The organism is Amycolatopsis saalfeldensis (assembly GCF_900110575.1).
Classification (GTDB): Bacteria; Actinomycetota; Actinomycetes; order Mycobacteriales; family Pseudonocardiaceae; genus Amycolatopsis; species Amycolatopsis saalfeldensis.
Genome location: NZ_FOEF01000002.1, coordinates 62,695 through 81,263, shown reverse-complemented (window position 1 = coordinate 81,263; position 18,569 = coordinate 62,695). Strand labels below are relative to the sequence as shown.

Here is an 18,569-nt window from a genome sequence, read left to right as displayed (position 1 = left end):
GGTTTTCCCACACTAATCAAGTGCTTTCGGGCATGGACGGAGCGGGTCGACCAGGTGGACGCCGCCGGAAGCCGCTTGGTCGGCATGTTGCGGTCAGGCAAAAAACCACATAAACTCACACGTCACCGAGTCGAGGGGCCAGAGGTGGTGGAGATGTACGCCGAGGAACGACAGCAGATCATCCTCGAACGCGCCCGCGCCAAGGGCCGCGTCGACGTGACCGCGCTGGCGGACGAGTTCACCGTCACCACCGAAACGATCCGCCGCGACCTCACCGTCCTCGAACGCCACGGGGTGCTCCGGCGCGTCCACGGCGGCGCCATCCCGGTCGAACGGCTCGGCTTCGAGCCCGCGCTGGCCGCCCGCGAAGGCGTGATGATCGCGGAGAAGGAGCGCATCGCCAAGGCGGCGCTCGCCGAGCTGCCCGACGAGGGCACGATCCTGCTGGACGCCGGTTCGACCACGGCCCGCCTGGCCGAGATCCTGCCCGCGGACCGCGAGCTCACCGTGGTGACCCACTCCGTCAGCATCGCGCTGACCCTGACCACGCGCCCCAACCTGACCGTGATGCTGGTCGGCGGACGGCTGCGCAGCCGCACCCTCGCCTCCGTCGACGGGTGGGCCCTGCAGGCGCTTCAGGACACCTTCGTCGAGGTCGCCTTCATCGCGTCCAACGGCGTATCGGCCGACCGCGGCCTCACCACCCCCGACTCCGCCGAGGCGATGGTCAAACGCGCCGCCATCGCCAGCGCCCGGCGCACCGTCCTGCTCGCGGACCACACCAAGGTCGGCAACGACCACTTCGCCCGCTTCGCCAACCTCAGCGACATCGACACCTTCATCACCGACGCGGGCATCGACTCCGCAGTCGCCGCCGAGATCGGCGCCGCCGGGCCCACGGTCATCACCGCCTGACCCGCGAGCCACAACGCTCAGTGGCCCGGAATCGCCAGGCCTGTCGTAGGCCCAACCGAGCGAGCCGGCCACGCCCGGCTCGCGGCTTGGTTCGTCAGGTACCGCAACACCACCCGGCGCGGCCAGGCCAGCCATCACCGCCTGGCCCCCGCCGATTCGGCCGCACGCTCAGCGGGCCTGACACCGCCGGACCGTCGTGTGCGGAGCCGAGCGAGCCGACCACGCCCAGCCCGGCCACGCCCCGCTTGCGGTTGGAGTTCGTCAAGCGCCGCAACACCGGCCCGACGCGGCCGGGCTCAGCGCCCCCGACACCAGCGGACCGTCGCAGGCCGAGCCGAGCGGGTCGGCCACCCCGGCCCGACCGTCGACACCGAGCCTGCGGCTTGAGTTCCGCAACACCACCCAAACCCAGCCACACTCAACGCCCCGGGACCACCGGACCGTCGCAGGCCGAGCCGAGCGAACCGCCCCACCCGGCCCGGCCACACCCCACTTGCGGCTCAAGCTCCGCACTACCACCCAAACCCAGCCACACTCAACGCCCCGCCCCCACCGGACCGTCGTACCCGGAACCGAGCAAACCGGCCAGGCCGGCGCGGCCATCCACGCCCAGCTTGCGGTACGAGTTCGTCAGGTGCTTCTCCACCGCGCGGCGCGAGACGCCGAGCTTCTCCGCGATCTCCGCGTTCGTCAGGTTGCGCAGGACCATTCCGGCGACGATGTTCTCCGCGGGGGTCAGCGCGGCGCGGCCGCCGGCGGCGAAACCGGGGGGTGTCGCGCCGGCGGGGGGTGCCACCTCCTTGACCAGCCAGCCCGCCCCGCAGGCCTTGGCCAGTTCTTGGCCCTGCCACAGGTGTTTCGGGCCGTCCGGGCCGCCGGTTTCGACCAGCCGGCGGCCCAGGTTGAGCTGCGCCTTGGCCAGTTCGAGCCGGTCCGCCGACCGGCCGAGGACTTCGACCGACTCGCGGAGCAGCGCTACTCCGCGGGCGCCGCCGGTGACCATGCCGCGGATCCGGAGCCCGCGGCCCACCGTCGCCGGCGCGCCCCACGACTCGGCGAGCGCGTGGTGCTCCTCGGCCAGCGCCGCCGCCTCCGCGTCGCGGCCCAGCCGGTGCTGGAGCACCGCGGCGCCGGCGCGCCAGTCGTACAACGCCGGGTTGCGCCAGCCGGCCCGTGCCAGCTGCCGGCCACAGCCGGCGAAGTGGTCCAGAGCGGCCTCCGGATCGCCGGCCGTGGCGGCCAGGAAACCGCGCAGCAGCCCCAAAACGGCGGTGCCGCGTGGATCCGTGCGGTCGTACTGCCGCGCCGCGAGGACCTGCTCCGCCAGCTCCTTGTCTCCGGTCACAATGGCGACCGACGCCTGCGCGGCCATCGACGCCATGGCGGTCTCCGGCCAGTCCAGGTCGGCTAGCTCCGCCGCGCAGGCCGCGCTCGCCTGTGCCCGGGCGGGCTGCCCGGTGGCCAGGAACACCAGCGCCCGCTCCGCCTGGATCAGCGACTCGGCCGCGACGGCCCGCTGCCGCATCGCCTGGGTCAGCGCGAGGTCGAGCCAGCCCGCGACGTCCTCGGTGGCATCCGCCGCGACCAGGATCTCCACCAGCGACGCCAGTGCCGAGTGGACATGGGTGGCCGACGCCGGCTCACGCTCCAGGATCCGATGCCCCAGCCAGGACACCTCGGCCGCGGGCAGCGCCGCGGAAACCGTGCCCGCCCGCAGCAGCACCACCGCCAGTTCACGGTCCGCACCCGTCGACAGCGGCAGCTCCCGGCCTTGCTCCAGCAGCAGCCCGGTCGTCACGGAGACCTCCCGCGGGTTCTCCAGCCGGGCGTGGCGCAGGCGCGCGTCCAGCCGCACCGCGGTCTCGCGGGTCGGGCCGCCCGCGCGGGCCGGATCGCCGAGTTCGGCCGCGACCCCGGAAACGATCCGCGCGGCCGGCGGGTCGTACCGGATCGTGGCCGGCGAGATCAGCAGCGCCGCGGCCGCGCGTTCGCCGAGGGTGCCCAGCTCGGGCATCGCCTGGCACACGTGCCGGATCGACGACGCCGGGTCGACCCCCCGCTCGGCGACCGCCAGCCCGGCCAGCAGCCGGGCCCGCTCGGAGCCGGTGCCGGGGACGTCGAGCAGCGCGCGGCGCAGGTACCGCGCGGAGTCCTCCGGGCTGCCGCGGCGCAGGCTGACCGCCGCGCCCTGGCGCAGCACGTCGGCCTCCCAGCGGTCCAGGCTGCCGGCGATCGCGCCCACGTGGTCGGCCGCCACTTCGGCCGACGCCCCGGCGGCGTGCAGAGCACGTGCCGCCGCGCGGTGCAGCCGGTCGTGCCGCTCCACCGACAGCGCGCCGGCGACGGCCTCCCCGATGCGGGAGCAGATGAACCGCGGCGGCTTGCCGTCCACCACCAGGCCGAGACTTTCCAGTGTCAGCAGGGTTTCCGAGACCTCGACCGGGTCGAGGCCGGTGAGCGTGCCGAGCAGGTCCGGCTCGGCCCGGACGCCGAGCACCACCATCGCGCCGGCCAGTTCGCGCACGGAGTCCCTGGCGTCTTCGAGCCGGGCCAGCCGCGGGGCGAGCAGCAGCTCCTCGCTCAGCGGCAGGACGCTCTCGGTGCCGGCCGCCGTCGGCCGGACCCCGGCCGCGACGAGACCGCCGGTCAGCACGGTCAGCAGCTCCGGGTTGCCCGTCGTCATCGCCTGGCACGCGGCGGCGAACCCGTCGTCGCAGGTTTCGCCGAGCCGATCGGCGATGAACCGCGCGGTACCGGCGACCGAGAGGTTCGCCGCCCGGACCTCGCAGGTCGCGGCCGCCAGTCCCCGGCGCAGTGCCTGGGCCGAGGCGTGCCCGTTGTCCCCGACGGTGCCGGCGATGACCACCCGCAGCCCGTCGAGGCGCTGGGCCAGCCGGCTGAGCAGGTCGGCGGAGGGGGCGTCGATCCAGCACAGGTCGTCGATCAGCAACAGCGTGGTGCGGTCGCCGTCGAGCTCGTCCAGCAGCGTGCCCAGCGCGATCTCCCCGGCCGGCCCCGGATTCCCGAACAGCTGGCGCACGATGCCGAACGGGAAGCCCCGCTCCGGCTCGGCGCCCACCGCCCGCCGCACCCGGGTCCCCGCCGGCGCCATCCCGGCCAGTGCGTCCAGCAGCGCGGTCCGCCCCGATCCCCGCGGCCCGCTGATCAGGACCACCGCGCCGGTGCCCGCCGCGGCCTCGCCGGCCACGCGGCCCAGCACCGCCAGTTCGGATTCCCGTTCGAGCACGGCCGCCTCAGCTTTCCGCCGAGGCGGTGGCGGAGCCGAACAACGGCGCCAGGTCGGCGCGGTTCACCACGCCGAGCTTCCGGTAGACGCTGGTCAGGTGGACCTCCACGGTGCGCAGGGTGACCGACAGCGTGTCGGCGATCTCCGAGTTGCTCGCCCCGCGCGCGGCGATCCCGGCCACCTTCTGCTCCCGCCCGGTGAGCAGGTCGACCCGGTCGGTGACCCGCGACATCCGGCCGCCGGCACTGACCAGCAGGGCCCGGGCGGTGGTCGCCGACGCCCAGCCGCCGTGCCGGACCGAAAGGTCGACCGAACGGCGGAGGTGCTCGCGCGCGGCCACCGCGTCGTCGGCCCGCAGCAGCGCCATGCCGAGGAGGGCTTCGGCCCGCGCGTGGTCGGACTTCGCCGGAGTGCCGGCCAGCACCTCGGCGGCCTCGGTGAGCGCGTCCAGCGCCCGCGGGCCGCGGGTGATCGTCCCCTTGGCCATCAACGCGAGGCCCTTCGCCCGGCCGGTGCCCCAGGCCGCCGCCATCTCCTCACCGCGCTCGACCAGGCCGGCGGCCTCGCCCGCCCGCCCCAGCCGAGCCAGCAGGCTGGCGGCGTGCAGCCACCACGGGGCGAAGACCGGGTTGCTGATCCCGGCCTCGTCCAGCAGCTCACCGCAGCGCAGGGCGTGGGCCAGTGCCGAGTCGAAGTCCTGCCGGTGCCAGGCCACCGCCGACTTCGCCAGCAGGAAGTAGTGGTCCTCGGGGGAAATCCCGTCACCGGCGGTCGTTTCGGCCTGCTCGAGCACCGCCACGGCCCGGTCGATGTCACCCAGGTTGGACAGCACCAGCGCGTGCGTCGCCAGGTGCAGGGTCGTCTTCGGGCCCCAGGGCTCCCGCTCGACGATCTCGGCGGCGTCGGCGATGTCGATCGCGGCGTCGGCGATCTCCCCCGCGCCGGCCAGGATCCACGCCCTCGTGCTCAACGCCAGCAGGTCGGTCCACGGGGCGCTGCGCCGCTCGGCGCCGAGGAGCGCTTTGCCCACACCGGTGATCGCCTCGTCGAACTCGTCGGCGAGGAACAGCACCGACGCCGCGGCCGAGGCCGTCCAGCCCGTCTTCGGCTGCGGGCCGCTCAGCGCGCGACGCGCGAAATCGGCCGCGATGGTCGCGGAGGTTCCGCGCATCGTGGTGATCAGGGCCTGCGCCACCAGCGCCTGACGCTCGGCGGGGGTGTCGCCGGGATGGTCCGGCGGCTCGCGGAGCATGGCGGGCGAACCGGCCCGCCGGAGCCGCACCAGCGTTTCCAGGCGCACCCGCGTTTCGAACTCGTCCGCCGTCTCGGCTTCGCCACCGCCGGTGCCGAGCGCGGCCAAAGCCTCCGACAACACCACCGACGGAGCCCAGACCCCGCGCACCGTCAGGGAAATCGCGCCGAGCAGCTCGGCGATCACCGCGCGCGCGTGGGGCTCGCTCACCTGGGGAAGTGCTTCTTCCAGCAACGGAGCCGCCCGCCACGGGTCCACCTCGACCAGCGCCTGCGCGAGGTCCACCCGCGCGCCCACGTCGCCGGGGTCGGTCTCGGCCAGCCGGGCCAGGCAGCGCAGCGCGAACCGGCTCCCGGTGCGCCGGCTGGCCCTGGCCAGCAGGCCGCGCATCCACGGCTCGCCGAGCGAATCCAGGGCGAGCAGTTGCTCCGCGACCCGCTCGACGGGCTCCCCCGCGTCGTTGAGGATGCGTGCCGCCCGACGCCTCAGCTCGCCGCGCTCGGCGTCGCCGAGTTCGTCGAGCACCGTCGAGAGGACGTCGAGCTGGCACTCGTCGTCGCCCTCTCCGGGGAGGGCGTGTCCCCTGAGGAGGGCGAAAGCCGCGACGACCGCCGCGATCGGCAGGCCCGAAAGGCTCGACACCAGGCCGGCGTCGAACGCCTGGAACACGGCGGCCGCGCGGGCGACCCGCCGAAGCGGTTCGGACCAGTGGGCCACTCGCTCCCGCACCGCCATCCGCACCAGGCCGGCGCCGAGTCCGGCCACCCGTGACGCGCCCGCCTTGTCCGGCCGCACGCCCTCTTCCCGGACCGCGGCGAGCAACCGGAGCAGAGACCTCGGATTGCCTTCGGAGGCCTCGGCACACGCCGTGGTGAAGTCCGGGGCCGGCGCCCGGCGCAGCTCCCGCCGGATGACGTCGGCGACGTCGTCCGGGCCGAGCGGGCCCGGTTCGATCACCTTGGCGCGGCCAGCGGCGGCGACCCCGGCCAGCCGGCGGTCGTACGGGACCGGGCCGTCCGAGCACTCGGCCAGCACCACCAGCAGTGGCCGGTCCGCGCCCCGGCGCAGGAGGAACTCCAACCAGCGCAACGACTTGTCGTCACAGCAATCGGCGTTGTCGAGCACCAGCACGAGTGGCGCCACCTCGACTCGGTCGAGCGCGAGGCGGTGGAGCTCCTGCAGTGCCGGGTATTCGCCGTCGGGCACCGGATGCGCGGGATCGAGCCCCAGCAGGTTCCGGACCGTCGCGTACGGGGCCGGGTCGCCGGAGGCCCGCAGGACGGTGCCGCCGTCACCGGCCCGATCCAGCAAGGCGGTCTTCCCGATCCCCGAAGGCCCGCGCACGATGACCAGCTGCCCGGACCCCGCCCGCGCGGCATCGAACGAGGCGGCCAGCACGGCCAGTTCCGCCGAGCGCCCGACCAGGCCCGGACCGGCTTCCGGGTGACGCGACATGACGGCCCTCCCGTCCTATCAGCGCCCTTGGTATATCAGCAAAAAGGAGACAAGAAAGCAAAACCGGCGCCAAGAGGCAAGGATCCTGCACGCACGGGCATTCTCTCGGCCGCCCTGCTCAAGTACCGGAATTGGTGCCGCTTTTGTCCCTGTCTCCGCGGGAATTCATCATCGGCTTAAATCGGAGGTTATCTCCGGGCAAACTCCGCCTTCCCCAGGGACTGCCTCCGCCATTGTGGACAGAAATCCCCATCCGGGCGTCAGGCGAGGGCGGCGCCGTAGGCGGCGAGCACGGGCGGCAGCGGCTGGAAGAAGCTGACCTGGCTGTTCCCGCCGGACAGGACGCCGTAGCCGATTCCGCCGGCGAACAACGGGCCGCCGCTGTCACCGCTGGAGACGGGTATGTCGGTGACGATGGTCCCGACCACCTGCTTGCCGCCGCCGTAGTCCACGGTCTGGCCGAGGCCGAGCACCTTTCCGCATTGCTTCTTCGTGGTCATCCCGCTGCGGCAGACCGGCTGCCCGACCCGCGGGATGCCCGCGCGCAGGATCCGCTGGGTCCGGCCGTTGTACAGGTCGACGCTGCTGGGCCCCGAGCCGTTCAGGTCCCGGATGCGGCCGTAGTCGGTCACCGGGAAGTGGGTGTCCAGGTTGGCGCCGATGTCCTTCCAGTCGAGCCCGTGCTCGGTGCAATGCCCGGCCGTGAGCAGGTACCGGACGCCCTTGACCACGATCGCGAACCCCGCCGAGCAGTAATACGGTTCACGGCCGGGCCCTGGCGAAACGGTGTACATCGCATCGCCACCGTTCACAGTGGACTGCTGGTGCGCGCCGGCCGCCGAAGCGACCGGGGTAGCCAGTAAAGTGGCCGTGGCCAAGGAAAGCAGCACCCCGGACAGCCAACGACCTGAATAGCCGGACATCGCCATTTCCTCCCGCTCGGACTTACCCGGTATCTCCGACCAGTCCAGCGGCGGCCGGGCGGCGGCACAATGGTTATCAGTCGGACGAGTGACGCGGCGGCCCGGATCGGGACCGGAACCGAGCCGCCGGCGACAACGCCGAAACCGACCGTTTCACCTTTCGGGAAAGCGCTGTCCGGCAAGGGGAACTAATGCGGGCCGGGCGTGTACAGCGCGCCCAGGAATTCCAGCAGCAGCCGCTCGCGCAGGGGCTCGGCGGCGGTGGCGAGCAGGGCGTTGATCGGGGCCATGCGGTCGGGCAGGCCGTCGCCGCCGGTCAGGCCGGCCGCGGCGAGCAGGTCGCCGAACTGTTCCGTGGTAAGGGTTTCCGGGTCGAGGGCGGCGACGAACGCGGCCACGTCCGGATCGACCGTCACCGGTCCGGCCGATTTGGCGGCGAGCACCGAGGCGGTCAGGTCCGCCAGGAACTCCGCCTCGCTGCCGTGGTTCGCCGCCGTCACCGTCAGGTGCAGGTTCAGCGGCGAGGACCCGTGCGCGAACTGCGGCTGCACGTACCAGCCGCGTACCTTCATCTCGTCGGCGACGGTGAACAGGTCGAATCCCGGGGCGGCGGCGGTGAAGGCGATCAGGGTCGAGTCCGGGTCGCCGAGGACGCGCAGGCCGTTGATCCCCTCGATGCCCGCGCGGATCCGCGCGACGGCCTCCCGCGTCACCTCGGCCAGGCGCAGGTAGCCCTCGTCGCCGAGGTGGCGGACCACCGCCCACGCCGCGGCGAGCGGGCCGCCGGAGCGGGTGCTCTGCAGCGTCGGGTTCAGCATCGTGTAACCCGGCCAGTCCGCGCTCGCGAAGTAATGCGTCCGCCGCAGCCCGGCGTTCGCGTGCAGCAGCACGGAAACGCCCTTCGCGCAGTACGCGTATTTGTGCAGGTCCACCGAAATGCTGGTCACCCCGGGCACCCGGAAGTCGAACGGCGGCACGTCGGCGCCGAGCCGCGCGAGGTACGGCAGCACCCAGGCACCGATGCAACCGTCCACGTGCATCCGCACGCCCCGGGCGGCGGCCGCGGCCGCGATCTCCGGGATCGGGTCCACCACGCCGTGCGCGTAGGACGGCGCGCTGGCCACGACGAGCACAGTGGACTCGTCGATCGCCGCCGCCATCGCCGCCGGGTCCGCGCGGAACGTCACCGGGTCCACCGGCACCACGACCTTGCGCACGCCGAACAGGTGCGCCGCCTTGTGGAACGCGGCGTGCGCGGTCTCCGCCAGGACCAGGCCCGGCGCCGCGAGGCCCGGCCGGGCGTCGCGGGCGGCGAGGACCGCGAGCAGGCAGGACTCGGTGCCGCCGGAGGTCACCGTGCCGACCGTCTCCGCGTCCCCGCCGAGGAGCCCCGCCGCGGTGGCGACGAGGTCGTTCTCCATCCGCAGCAGGCTCGGGAACGCGGTCGGGTCCAGCCCGTTCGCCGAGGAGGCCAGCGCGTGCGCCGCCGCGGCGATCTCGTCCACTTCGGACAGACCGCTGTCGTAGACGTACGCGAGCGTGCGGCCGCCGTGGGTCGGGAGGTCGCCGGCGCGCAGCTCGCGCAACTGCGCCAGCACCTCGTTCACGGCTGCGCGGCCGGCTTCGGCTCCAGCACCTTGCGGCGCAGCAGCGGACCGGCGAGCGCGACCAGCACGGCCGGCAGCACCGAAGAGCCGAGCAGGATCGCGGTGACCGCCGAGCCCGGCTGCGCGGCCGTGGCGTTCGTGCTGGACACGTAGTGGCCCAGCTGCAGCACGATCCCGAACAGGCCGGGGCCCAGCGCCAGCCCGAGCGTCTCCGATGCCGTCCACACCCCGGCCGTGATGCCCGCGCGGGTCTCCCCGGTGCGCTCCTCCTCGGCGGTGATCAGGTCCGGCAGGATAGCCAGCGGGAACACCGAGATCCCGGCGTAGCCCACACCCGCGAGCGCCACGAAGACCAGGGTGACGGCGAACGGCGCCACCTCGGCGAGGATGATCCCGAGCAGCCCCACGGTGAACACCGCGGTCGCGATCCGGAAGCCGTTGAGCTTGCCGTAGCGGCGGCCCAGCCGCGGCCACAGCGGCATGGTCACCAGGGCCGGGCCGACGAACCCGACGAACAGCGCCGTGCGGTAGCCCGGGTCGCCGAGCACGTGCTCCGCGAAGTACGGGATCGCCGCCAGCACCGTGCCGACGCCGAGCGCCTGGATGAAGTAGGTGCCCATCAGCCACCGGAACGGGCGCCACTGCGCGATGGTGCGCAGCTGCTGCTTGAAGCTGAGGGCGTTCGGCCGCAGCGAGCCGACCGGCGCCCCCTTCAGGCCGGTGTAGACGCCGATCGTGGCGGCCAGGATGATCACCGCCATCACGATGCCCATGACGCGGTAGCCCGCGACCCCGGCGAGCACGTCGGTGATCGCCGGCGCCGCGCCGCCCGAGACGAGGATGGCGACGGCGAGCACGCCGATCCGCACGCTGGTGAGCTTCGTGCGCTCCTCGGCCGATTCGGTCAGCTCGGCGGGCAGCGCGTTGAACGGCACCTGGAAGAACGCGTACGCGGTGGCGCACAGGAAGAACACGACCACCACGTACGTGGCGTCCGGGCCCGGGCTGCCGAAGCCGGGGTGGGCGAACAGCGCGGCGAACAGGATCGCCACGCCGATGCCGCCGCGCAGCAGGAACCGCCGCCGGCTCCCGGTCTTCACCAGGTCGGCGTCCGAGAGCCGGCCGGCCACCGGGTTGAACAGCACGTCCCACGCCTTGGGCACGAACACGATCACGCCGGCCACCGCGGCCGGCACGGCCATGGTGTCGGTCAGGTACGGCAGGAGGAGCAGTCCGGGCACCGTGCCGAAGGCGCCGGTGACGAACGAGCCGAGCGAGTAGCGGAATCTCGTCCGGCGGGGCAGCGACGCCAAGGGTCCTCCTCGAGGGCGGTCCGACGAACGCCATGACTAGTCGATCTTCGCCGGTCCCCGGTAGTGGTCGGGAGGAATCGTGCCACCGTCGTAATGCACGGCGCGTACCGGGCCGACCCCGCACCGTCCGCCGCCGGGACGCCACCGGTCAGGACAGCGCTTCGGCCACCTTCGCCAGCGAGCCGGCGTCACCGCGCAGCAGCAGCGTGGTCACCACGGTCTCCTCCCACACGGCCAGCTCCTCGCGGATCTTCGCGGCCGGGCCGATCAGCGAGGTGTCCTCGACCAGCGAGGTCGGGATCGCGGCGACGGCCTCGGCCTTCCGCCCGGCCAGGTACAGCTCCTGCACCTTGTCGGAGACGTCGGCGTACCCGAGCCGGGCGAACACGTCGTGGTGGAAGTTCACGCTCTTCGCGCCCATCCCGCCGATGTAGAGCGCCAGCGCCGGCTTGATCCAGCTCGCCGCCTCCTCGACGTCGTCGTGCACGATCACCGGGAGCGAAGCCGACACCTCGAAGTCGTCGAACGTCCGCCGCGCGCCCGGGCGCGCGAAGCCTTCGGCGAGCGCCGCGCGGTAGAACGCGTCGGCCTTGGGCGAGAAGAACAACGGCAGCCAGCCGTCGCAGATCTCGGCCGACAGCGCGACGTTCTTCGGCCCTTCGGCGGCGAGGTGGATCGGCAGGTCCGCGCGCAGCGGGTGCACGGTGGGCTTGAGCGCCTTGCCCAGCCCCGTGCCGCCCCGCAGCGGCAGCTGGTAGAACTGCCCGTCGATCGTCACCGGCTCCTCGCGCGCCAGCACCTTCCGCACGATCTCGATGTACTCCCGCGTGCGCGCCAGCGGCTTCGGGTACGGCTGCCCGTACCAGCCCTCCACCACCTGCGGCCCGGACGCGCCCAGCCCGAGCACGAACCGGCCGCCCGAGAGGTGGTCGAGCGTCAGGGCGCTCATCGCCGTGGCGGTCGGGGTGCGCGCGGACATCTGCACGATGTTGGTGCCGAGCTTCACCGTGCTCGTGGACGCGCCGAGCCAGGCGAGCGGGGTGAACGCGTCGGAGCCGTAGGCCTCGGCCGACCAGACGGAGTCGAAGCCCAGCCGCTCGGCTTCGAGCACGGACTCCAGCGCTCCCGGGATCGGCCCGCTGCCCCAGTACCCGAGGTGATAGCCCAGCTTCATGACGCGTCCCTTCAGACGTTCGGCGAGTAGTGCTCCGGCTTGCCGCGTTCGGCGAGCGGCGGCAGGTTCCTGCGTGGAGTCTCGACCAACGGCGCGGCCGCGGCCACCTCCCCGCGCGCCCGGCGCCAGCCGGCCCGGGCCCGCGGGTGGTAACGGCGGTCGCGCGGGACGAGCTTGAAGACCGCGTTGACCAGCCGGCCGAAGCGGCGGTGGCGGCGGGCGTCGCGATCGGACCAGCGGAAGCCGAGCAGTTCGCGCACCTCCGGGTCGTACAGCCCGACAGTGAGCCACACGAAGTTCCGCGCGATCAGCACCGAGAGCGGCCGCCACAGCGCGTCCGGCAGCCACGGCAGGAACGGCGGCTTCGCCAGGCCCCGCAGGTCGAGCACGTCGCGGGTGGCCTTGTTGTCCTCCAGCACCTCGGCGCACATGTGCTTCCAGTAGCGCTGGAAGTCCTCCCAGGACTCGGGCACCGGGCGCATGGTCATGTCGTACATCCGCCACCAGCGGACGTGCTCGTCGAACAGCTGCCGCTTCTCCTCCTCGCCGATGCCGCCCATGAAATGGTCGGCGATCAGGATGGTGCTGACGAAAAACGTGGAGTGCGCCCAGTAGAAGCTGTCCGGGTCGAGCGCGTGGTAGCGGCGGCCCTTCGCGTCGACGCCCTTGATCCGGTCGTGGTAGCCCCGCACCTCGAGCGCGGTGCGGTGCGCGAGCGGGCCGTCGTAGACCACGCCGCCGATCGGGTAGAGCGAGCGGAACAGCCGCTGCCAGCGTTCCTCGAAGAACCGCGAGTGCTGCTCGACGCCGGCGCCCAGGCCCGGGTGCATGTTCTGCATCGAGCCGGCCCACAGCCCGATCAGCAGGCCGCGCCAGTCGCCGAAGTACCGCCACGTCAGCGAGTCCGGGCCCAGCGGCTCCGGTGCGTCCCGGCTCATCAGCGGCTCCTTCGCCCGTCGGACAACTGACCACGTGCGTTGTCAGGTTAGGATGTGACAACGCACGTGGTCAACAGAGGAGTTCGTATGCCGGGCCGGACGTGGGCGGGCACGACGCTGGACGATCGCCGCGCGGCCCGGCGGGAGCAGCTGGTCGCCGCCGGGCTCGACCTGCTCGGCACCGAGGGCAGCGCGGCGGTGAGCGTCCGTGCCGTGTGCCGCCAGGCGAGGCTCACCGAGCGGTACTTCTACGAGAGCTTCGCCGACCGCGAGGAACTGGTCGCGGCCGTCTACGAGGATGTCGGCGAACAGGCCCGCGAAGCACTCGTGGCCGCGGTCCGGGACGCGCCCGATGGCCGGCAGCGGGCCGAGCGCGCCGTCACCGCGTTCGTCGAGCTGGTCCTCGACGACCCGCGCCGGGGCCGCGTGCTGCTGCTCGCGCCGCTGACCGACCCGGCGCTGACCCGCCGCGGGCTGCACCTGATGCCGGTGTTCGCCGCGCTGGTCGGCGAACAGCTCACCCGCGGCGACGAGACCGGCCGCCGGCTGGTGGCGATCGGCCTCGTCGGCGCGCTGAGCAACATCTTCATCGCCCACCTCGACGGCACCCTGCGCGCCGGCCGCGAACGCCTGGTGGCGCACTGCGTCCGGCTGGTGCTCGAAGCGGACGAATTCGATCACTGAGCTGCCTTTTCCTGCTGCAGCCGCAAAGCGATGTCGATGATCATGTCCTCCTGGCCGCCGACGTACCGCTCGGCGCCCACGCGGTAGAGGATCTCGTGCGCCGGCACGCCGTAGCGCCCGGCCGCGCGTTCGGCGTGCAGCAGGAAGCTCGAGTAGACGCCGGCGAAGCCCTGCACGATCGACGAGCGGTCCATCACCGGCAGCCGGGTGAGGTACTTCTTCACCACGTTCTCGGCCGCGTCCATCAGCACGTCCTTGTCGACGCCGGTGCGCACGCCGAGCCGTTCGAACGTCGCCGCGAGCACTTCGGTCGGCGAGTTGCCCGCGCCCGCGCCGAGCGCCGCCAGCGAGCCGTCGATCTGCTGCGCGCCCGCGCGCTGGGCGAGCACGGAGTTGGCCACGCCGAAGCTCAGGTTCTGGTGCCCGTGGTAGCCGACCTGCGCGTCTGCGCCGAACTCCGCGACGAGGGCCGCGACCCGGTCGGACGCCTCCTCCAGGATCAGCGCGCCCGCGGAGTCGACCACGTACACGCACTGGCAGCCCGCGTCGACCATGATCCGGCCCTGTTCGGCCAGGTCCTCGGGCGTGGACATGTGCGCCAGCATCAGGAAGCCGACCGTCTCCAGCCCGAGGTCGCGCGCGGCGCCGAAGTGCTGGATCGAAACGTCGGCCTCGGTGCAGTGCGTGGCGATCCGCACGGCGCCGGCGCCGAGGTCCGCGGCCGCGCGCAGATCGGTGACGGTGCCCAGCCCGGGCAGGAGCAGGACGGCGATCTTCGCCTGTTTCGCCTCGTCGACCGCGGCCGCGATCAGCTCGCGCTCGTCGGTGAGCGAGAAGCCGTAGTTGAAGGTCGAGCCGCCGAGGCCGTCGCCGTGGGTCACCTCGATCAGCGAGATCCCGGCGTTGTCGAGCGCGCGCACGGTCTCGCGCACCTGCGTCTCGGTGAACTGGTGCGCCATCGCGTGGCTGCCGTCGCGCAGGGTCGTGTCGACCAGCCTCACCGCGTTCGTGCCGGTCATGCTGCCGCCATTTCCGCCGCGAAGAGGTCGCCGACGCGGGCCGCGGCGGCCGTCATGATGTCGAGGTTTCCCGCGTACGTCGGCAGGTAGTCGCCGTTGCCCGCGACTTCCAGGAAGACGCCGACGCGCGCCTGACCCCGCCACTCCGGCCGCGGCGGGTCGAACTGGGGCTCGGCCTTCAGCGCGTAGCCCGGCACATACCTGCGCACTTCCTCGGCCATGCGGTGGATCGACTCGGTCACCGCGGCGAAGTCCACCTCCGGGTCGACCGCGCAGAACACGGTGTCCCGCATGATCATCGGCGGGTCCATCGGGTTGATGATGATGATCGCCTTGCCCTTCGCCGCGCCGCCGACGCGCTCCAGCCCGAGCGCGGTGGTCTCGGTGAACTCGTCGATGTTGGCGCGCGTGCCCGGCCCGGCCGAGCGGGAGGAGACCGAGGCGACGATCTCCGCGTACGGCACCGGGGTCACCCGGGAAATCGCGGCCACCATGGGGATGGTGGCCTGCCCGCCGCAGGTGATCAGGTTGACGTTGGGCACGTCCAGCCGCTCCGGCGGGGTGACCGCGGGACAGGTGAACGGCCCGATCGCCGCCGGGGTCAGGTCGACCGCGCGGATGCCCGCCTCCGCGTACCTCGGCGCGTTCGCCAGGTGCGCCTTGGCCGAAGTCGCCTCGAAGACGATCTCCGGCGGCTCCGCGCGAGCCAGCAGCCAGTCCACCCCTTCGGCCGAGGTCTCGAGCCCGAGCTTCGCCGCCCGCGCCAAACCGTCGGACGCCGGGTCGACGCCCACCATGTACCGCACTTCGACCCGCTCGCTGCGCCGCAGCTTCGCCAGCAGGTCGGTGCCGATGTTGCCCGGGCCGACGATCGCGGCCGTGACCTTCCGTTCCGCCATGCTGCCGACAGTCCTCGCCCGGGTAGGGCACACTCAACCTGTGCGTACCACTGGGCGGAACGACGGCGAGCGGGGTGACGGGCTCGTCGCGGCCCGGATCGCGACGGTGCTGGGCGCGTTCCGGCCGGGCGACAACACCGTCGGGGTGTCCGAGCTGGCGCGGCGGACCGGGCTGGCCAAGACGACCGTGCACCGGCTGGCCGGGCATCTCGCCGACGCCGGCCTGCTGGAGCGCGAAGGGACCTCGCTGCGGCTCGGCCTGCGGCTGTTCGAGATCGGGCAGCTCGCCGTCCGCCGCCGCGGCCTGGTCGACGCCGCCCGGCCCTACCTGGCCGACCTGCGCGAGGCGACACGCAACACCGTGCACCTGGCCGTGCTGGAGGGCACCGAGGTGGTCTACCTCGACGTGCTGCGCGGCCCGGACGCCCCCGACCTGCCCTCACGCATCGGCGGCCGGTTCCCCGCGCACGCCACCGGCGTCGGCAAGGCGATCCTCGCGTACTCGCCGGAATCCGTGGTGGCGCAAGTGATCGAGGCCGGATTGCCGCGCGTCAGCAGCCGCACGATCACCGCGCCCGGCCTGCTGCGCCGCCAGCTGGCGCGCATCCGCGAAGACGGCATCGCGTTCGAACGCGAGGAATCGGGGGTCGGGGTGGTGTGCGCGGCCAGCCCGCTCGTGGCCCCGGGCGGGCACGCGGTTGCCGCGGTCTCGATCTCGGGGTGGGCGACGCGGATGCGGACGGAACGCGTCGCGCCGGCCGTTCGGACCGTGGCGCTCGCGCTGTCGCGGACGCTGAGGAAAGACCTTTGAGCGGCCAGTTCCGGGTGATCCAGACCGAGAACGGCACGCCCGGCGGGGTCCGCGAAGATCCGCTTCCGGTCACCCTCGTCGACCAGGGTGGCGCCCAGACCGAGCGGCGACTGTCGGAACCGCGCCAGCTCGGCGACGCCGGCCCACCTCGGTGACCATGGAGCCGGCGTCGAGACACCCACCAAGTCACAACGCCGCCGCGGCCCGTTCCGCGTTGTCGTCCCGGTGGAGCAAGGGCACATCCGCCAGCAGCCCGCGGCGCGCGAGTTCCGGCCGGACCCCCTCGCCGAACCAGTAGGCCTCCTCCAAGTGCGGGTAACCCGACAGCACGACCTCCGAGACGCCCGCCGCGTGGTATTCCTCGATCAGGTCCGCGACCTCCTCGTGGCTGCCGACCAGTGCCGTGCCCGCGCCGCCGCGGACCAGGCCGATGCCGGCCCACAGGCCGGGATGGATCTCCAGGCCGCGTACGCCCGCGTCGGCCCGGCCGCCGTGCAGGGCGACCATGCGCTGCTGGCCGACGGATTCGCTGGCGGCCAGCACCGCCTGCGACTTCGCCACCTGCTCCGGGCTCAGTGCGTCCAGCAGCTTCTGCGCCTCCGCCCACGCTTCCGCCGACGTGTCGCGCGTGATCGTGTGCAGCCGCACGCCGAAGCGCACCGTGCGGCCCGCCGCCTCCGCCAGCGCCCTGACCTTGGCGATCTTCTCCGCCACCTGCGCGGGCGGCTCACCCCAGGTCAGGTAGACGTCGGCGTGCCGGGCCGCGACCGGGAGCGCGGCCGGGGACGAGCCGCCGAAGTAGATGGGCGGCACCGGGTCCGGCGCGGCCAGCGTGGTCGCGCCCTCGACCCTCAGGTGCTCGCCCTCGAAGTCGAACGGCCGGCCCGACCACACGCCGCGGACGATGGTCAGGAACTCGTCCGTCCGCGCGTACCGGGCGTCGTGGTCGTGCCAGTCGCCGAACCGGCGCTGCTCCACCGCGTCGCCGCCGGTGACGATGTTCAGCAGCACCCGGCCCTGCGAGAGCCGCTGGAAGGTGCCCGCCATCTGCGCGGCCAGCGTCGGCGAGATGACCCCGGGCCGGAACGCGACCAGGAACTTCAGCTTCCGCGTCTGCTGGATCAGCGCCGCCGTGGTCAGCCACGCGTCCTCGCACCAGGTGCCCGTCGGCGTCAGCACGCCCTCGAAACCCTGCTGTTCGGCGGCGCGAGCCACCTGCGCGAGGTACTCGAGGTCAGCCGGGCGCTGCGCCCGCGGACCGGAGGACTTGCTGGCGTGGAAGCGTTCCACGATCGTCCGGCCGTCTCCGGTGGTCGGCAGGAACCAGTGCAGTTTCAGGCTCATCCGTTGCTCCTCGCGGCTTCGATCTCCGGGCCGTAACGACGGTCGGCGAACAACGCGAAGTCCACCTTCCCCGGGAGGGTCTTGTCTTCGGTGAAGGCGTCCGCGAGCTGTTGCTCGGACGCGACGATCGAGTCGTCCAGCGGCGTCGGCACGTCACGCCCGGCGTCGACCGACTTCTGCGCCACCGCAAGGGAAAGCCCGGTCTCGGCGGCCCACGCCCTCGCCCACTCGTCGTGGTGGGAATCGGACCACAGCTGGGCCTTGACCACCCGCGTGACGAAATCCTTGATCGCGGCGTTCTTGCCGGGGTCGGCCAGCGCCGCCGTGCTCGCGGTTTCGAACGCCAGCCCGTTGGAGCTGCCGCGGCCGTCGGCGAGTACGCGGGCGTGCGCGTCGAGCTGGGCTTGAGCGGTGTACGGGTCCCAGATCGCCCACGCGTCCACCTGATGCTGGGTGAACGCGGCGTACGCCTCCGAGGGCTGCAGGAAGGAAAGCTTGACGTCCTCGGTCGTCAGCCCGGCGTTCTTCAGCGTGTTCAGCAGCTGCCCGTGCGCGGAGCTGCCCTTCGCCACGGCTATGGTCTTTCCCTTGAGCGCCTGGACATTCGCCAGCGGCGAGTCCGGCGGGACCAGGATCGCCTCACGCTCCACATTGCTCTTCGCGACGCTCACCACCGAGATCTTCGCCCTCGAAGCGGCCGCGAAGATCGGCGGCGTGTTGCCCACCCGGCCGAGGTCGATCGCGCCGGCCGACGCCGCCTCCAGCAGCGGCGGCCCGGAGGTGAACGTCGACCATTCGATCCGGTAAGGCACGGCGCCGAGCTGGTTCGCGGCCGTGAGCAAGGACTTCACGCCGCCTTTCTGATCGCCGACGCGCAGAGTCACCTTCGCCAGCTCGGCCGGGGAAACGGCGGCGGGCACGGGCGCGGGACCGCTCGCCGCGGTCGTGGACGAGCACGCGGTCAGCCCGCCCAGCAGCAGAGCCACAG

General features: G+C 72.9%; 15 protein-coding genes. 4 read left to right on the top strand and 11 right to left on the bottom strand.

Going from position 1 to position 18,569, the window contains the following annotated elements; genetic code table 11:
- Window positions 1-153 precede the first annotated feature (153 nt).
- Window positions 154-915: a DeoR/GlpR family DNA-binding transcription regulator gene (locus BMY97_RS04830; RefSeq protein WP_091614502.1), complete on the top strand. Its 762-nt coding sequence runs from the start codon at window positions 154-156 to the stop codon at window positions 913-915.
- 535 nt (window positions 916-1,450) lie between these two features.
- Here the strand turns inward: BMY97_RS04830 and BMY97_RS04825 are convergent.
- The 7 genes from BMY97_RS04825 to BMY97_RS04795 all read right to left on the bottom strand — a co-directional run bounded on the left by BMY97_RS04825 (window position 1,451) and on the right by BMY97_RS04795 (window position 12,824).
- Window positions 1,451-4,162, bottom strand: a complete 2,712-nt coding sequence (locus BMY97_RS04825; RefSeq protein WP_091613142.1) for a helix-turn-helix transcriptional regulator — start codon at window positions 4,160-4,162, stop codon at window positions 1,451-1,453.
- Window positions 4,163-4,169: 7 nt separating this feature from the next.
- Window positions 4,170-6,869: a helix-turn-helix transcriptional regulator gene (locus tag BMY97_RS04820; protein WP_091613139.1), complete on the bottom strand. Its 2,700-nt coding sequence runs from the start codon at window positions 6,867-6,869 to the stop codon at window positions 4,170-4,172.
- Between the two features lie 260 nt (window positions 6,870-7,129).
- The gene (locus BMY97_RS04815; RefSeq protein WP_091613136.1) at window positions 7,130-7,792 is read right to left on the bottom strand and encodes a S1 family peptidase; all 663 of its coding nucleotides are present in this window, start codon (window positions 7,790-7,792) and stop codon (window positions 7,130-7,132) included.
- Window positions 7,793-7,980: 188 nt separating this feature from the next.
- Window positions 7,981-9,399 (bottom strand): pyridoxal phosphate-dependent decarboxylase family protein, encoded by a 1,419-nt coding sequence (locus BMY97_RS04810; protein WP_091613133.1) that lies wholly within the window; start codon window positions 9,397-9,399, stop codon window positions 7,981-7,983.
- Window positions 9,396-10,712, bottom strand: coding sequence for an MFS transporter (locus BMY97_RS04805; RefSeq protein ID WP_091613130.1), 1,317 nt, complete (start codon window positions 10,710-10,712; stop codon window positions 9,396-9,398). Before BMY97_RS04805 ends, BMY97_RS04810 begins: the two co-directional genes overlap by 4 nt.
- A gap of 148 nt (window positions 10,713-10,860) precedes the next feature.
- The gene (locus BMY97_RS04800) at window positions 10,861-11,886 is read right to left on the bottom strand and encodes an LLM class F420-dependent oxidoreductase (RefSeq protein ID WP_091613128.1); all 1,026 of its coding nucleotides are present in this window, start codon (window positions 11,884-11,886) and stop codon (window positions 10,861-10,863) included.
- Window positions 11,887-11,897: 11 nt separating this feature from the next.
- Window positions 11,898-12,824: an oxygenase MpaB family protein gene (locus BMY97_RS04795; RefSeq protein WP_091613125.1), complete on the bottom strand. Its 927-nt coding sequence runs from the start codon at window positions 12,822-12,824 to the stop codon at window positions 11,898-11,900.
- Window positions 12,825-12,911: 87 nt separating this feature from the next.
- Here BMY97_RS04795 and BMY97_RS04790 point away from each other — a divergent pair, with 87 nt between their 5' ends.
- Complete coding sequence (locus BMY97_RS04790) at window positions 12,912-13,508, top strand: TetR/AcrR family transcriptional regulator (protein WP_091613122.1); 597 nt, start codon at window positions 12,912-12,914, stop codon at window positions 13,506-13,508.
- Here the strand turns inward: BMY97_RS04790 and dmpG are convergent.
- Complete coding sequence (dmpG, locus tag BMY97_RS04785; protein ID WP_091613120.1) at window positions 13,502-14,527, bottom strand: 4-hydroxy-2-oxovalerate aldolase; 1,026 nt, start codon at window positions 14,525-14,527, stop codon at window positions 13,502-13,504. The two genes, BMY97_RS04790 and dmpG, sit on opposite strands and share 7 nt — an antisense overlap.
- A complete protein-coding gene (locus BMY97_RS04780; RefSeq protein ID WP_091613117.1) occupies window positions 14,524-15,426 on the bottom strand; it encodes an acetaldehyde dehydrogenase (acetylating) in 903 nt (300 codons plus the stop codon). The genes dmpG and BMY97_RS04780 overlap by 4 nt, the downstream gene beginning before the upstream one ends.
- A 40-nt stretch (window positions 15,427-15,466) precedes the next feature.
- Between BMY97_RS04780 and BMY97_RS04775 the strand changes: the two genes are divergently transcribed.
- A complete protein-coding gene (locus BMY97_RS04775) occupies window positions 15,467-16,237 on the top strand; it encodes an IclR family transcriptional regulator (protein ID WP_091613115.1) in 771 nt (256 codons plus the stop codon).
- Entirely contained in the window at window positions 16,234-16,392 is a 159-nt protein-coding gene (locus BMY97_RS46845; RefSeq protein WP_177231189.1) for a hypothetical protein, read from the top strand. The genes BMY97_RS04775 and BMY97_RS46845 overlap by 4 nt, the downstream gene beginning before the upstream one ends.
- A gap of 31 nt (window positions 16,393-16,423) precedes the next feature.
- On the opposite strand, the gene BMY97_RS04770 is transcribed toward BMY97_RS46845, so the two are convergent.
- Window positions 16,424-17,581, bottom strand: a complete 1,158-nt coding sequence (locus tag BMY97_RS04770; protein ID WP_091613113.1) for an LLM class flavin-dependent oxidoreductase — start codon at window positions 17,579-17,581, stop codon at window positions 16,424-16,426.
- Window positions 17,578-18,567, bottom strand: coding sequence for an ABC transporter substrate-binding protein (locus tag BMY97_RS04765; RefSeq protein WP_425425229.1), 990 nt, complete (start codon window positions 18,565-18,567; stop codon window positions 17,578-17,580). Before BMY97_RS04765 ends, BMY97_RS04770 begins: the two co-directional genes overlap by 4 nt.
- Between the last annotated feature and the right edge of the window lie 2 nt (window positions 18,568-18,569).

Excerpts from the sequence above, each read along its gene's own strand:
- BMY97_RS04830 (WP_091614502.1), top strand. The coding sequence starts at position 154 with ATGTACGCCGAGGAACGACAGCAGATCATCCTCGAACGCGCCCGCGCC.
- BMY97_RS04820 (WP_091613139.1), bottom strand. The coding sequence starts at position 6,869 with ATGTCGCGTCACCCGGAAGCCGGTCCGGGCCTGGTCGGGCGCTCGGCG.
- BMY97_RS04815 (WP_091613136.1), bottom strand. The coding sequence starts at position 7,792 with ATGTCCGGCTATTCAGGTCGTTGGCTGTCCGGGGTGCTGCTTTCCTTG.
- BMY97_RS04800 (WP_091613128.1), bottom strand. The coding sequence starts at position 11,886 with ATGAAGCTGGGCTATCACCTCGGGTACTGGGGCAGCGGGCCGATCCCG.
- BMY97_RS04795 (WP_091613125.1), bottom strand. The coding sequence starts at position 12,824 with ATGAGCCGGGACGCACCGGAGCCGCTGGGCCCGGACTCGCTGACGTGG.
- BMY97_RS04790 (WP_091613122.1), top strand. The coding sequence starts at position 12,912 with ATGCCGGGCCGGACGTGGGCGGGCACGACGCTGGACGATCGCCGCGCG.
- dmpG (WP_091613120.1), bottom strand. The coding sequence starts at position 14,527 with ATGACCGGCACGAACGCGGTGAGGCTGGTCGACACGACCCTGCGCGAC.
- BMY97_RS04780 (WP_091613117.1), bottom strand. The coding sequence starts at position 15,426 with ATGGCGGAACGGAAGGTCACGGCCGCGATCGTCGGCCCGGGCAACATC.
- BMY97_RS04770 (WP_091613113.1), bottom strand. The coding sequence starts at position 17,581 with ATGAGCCTGAAACTGCACTGGTTCCTGCCGACCACCGGAGACGGCCGG.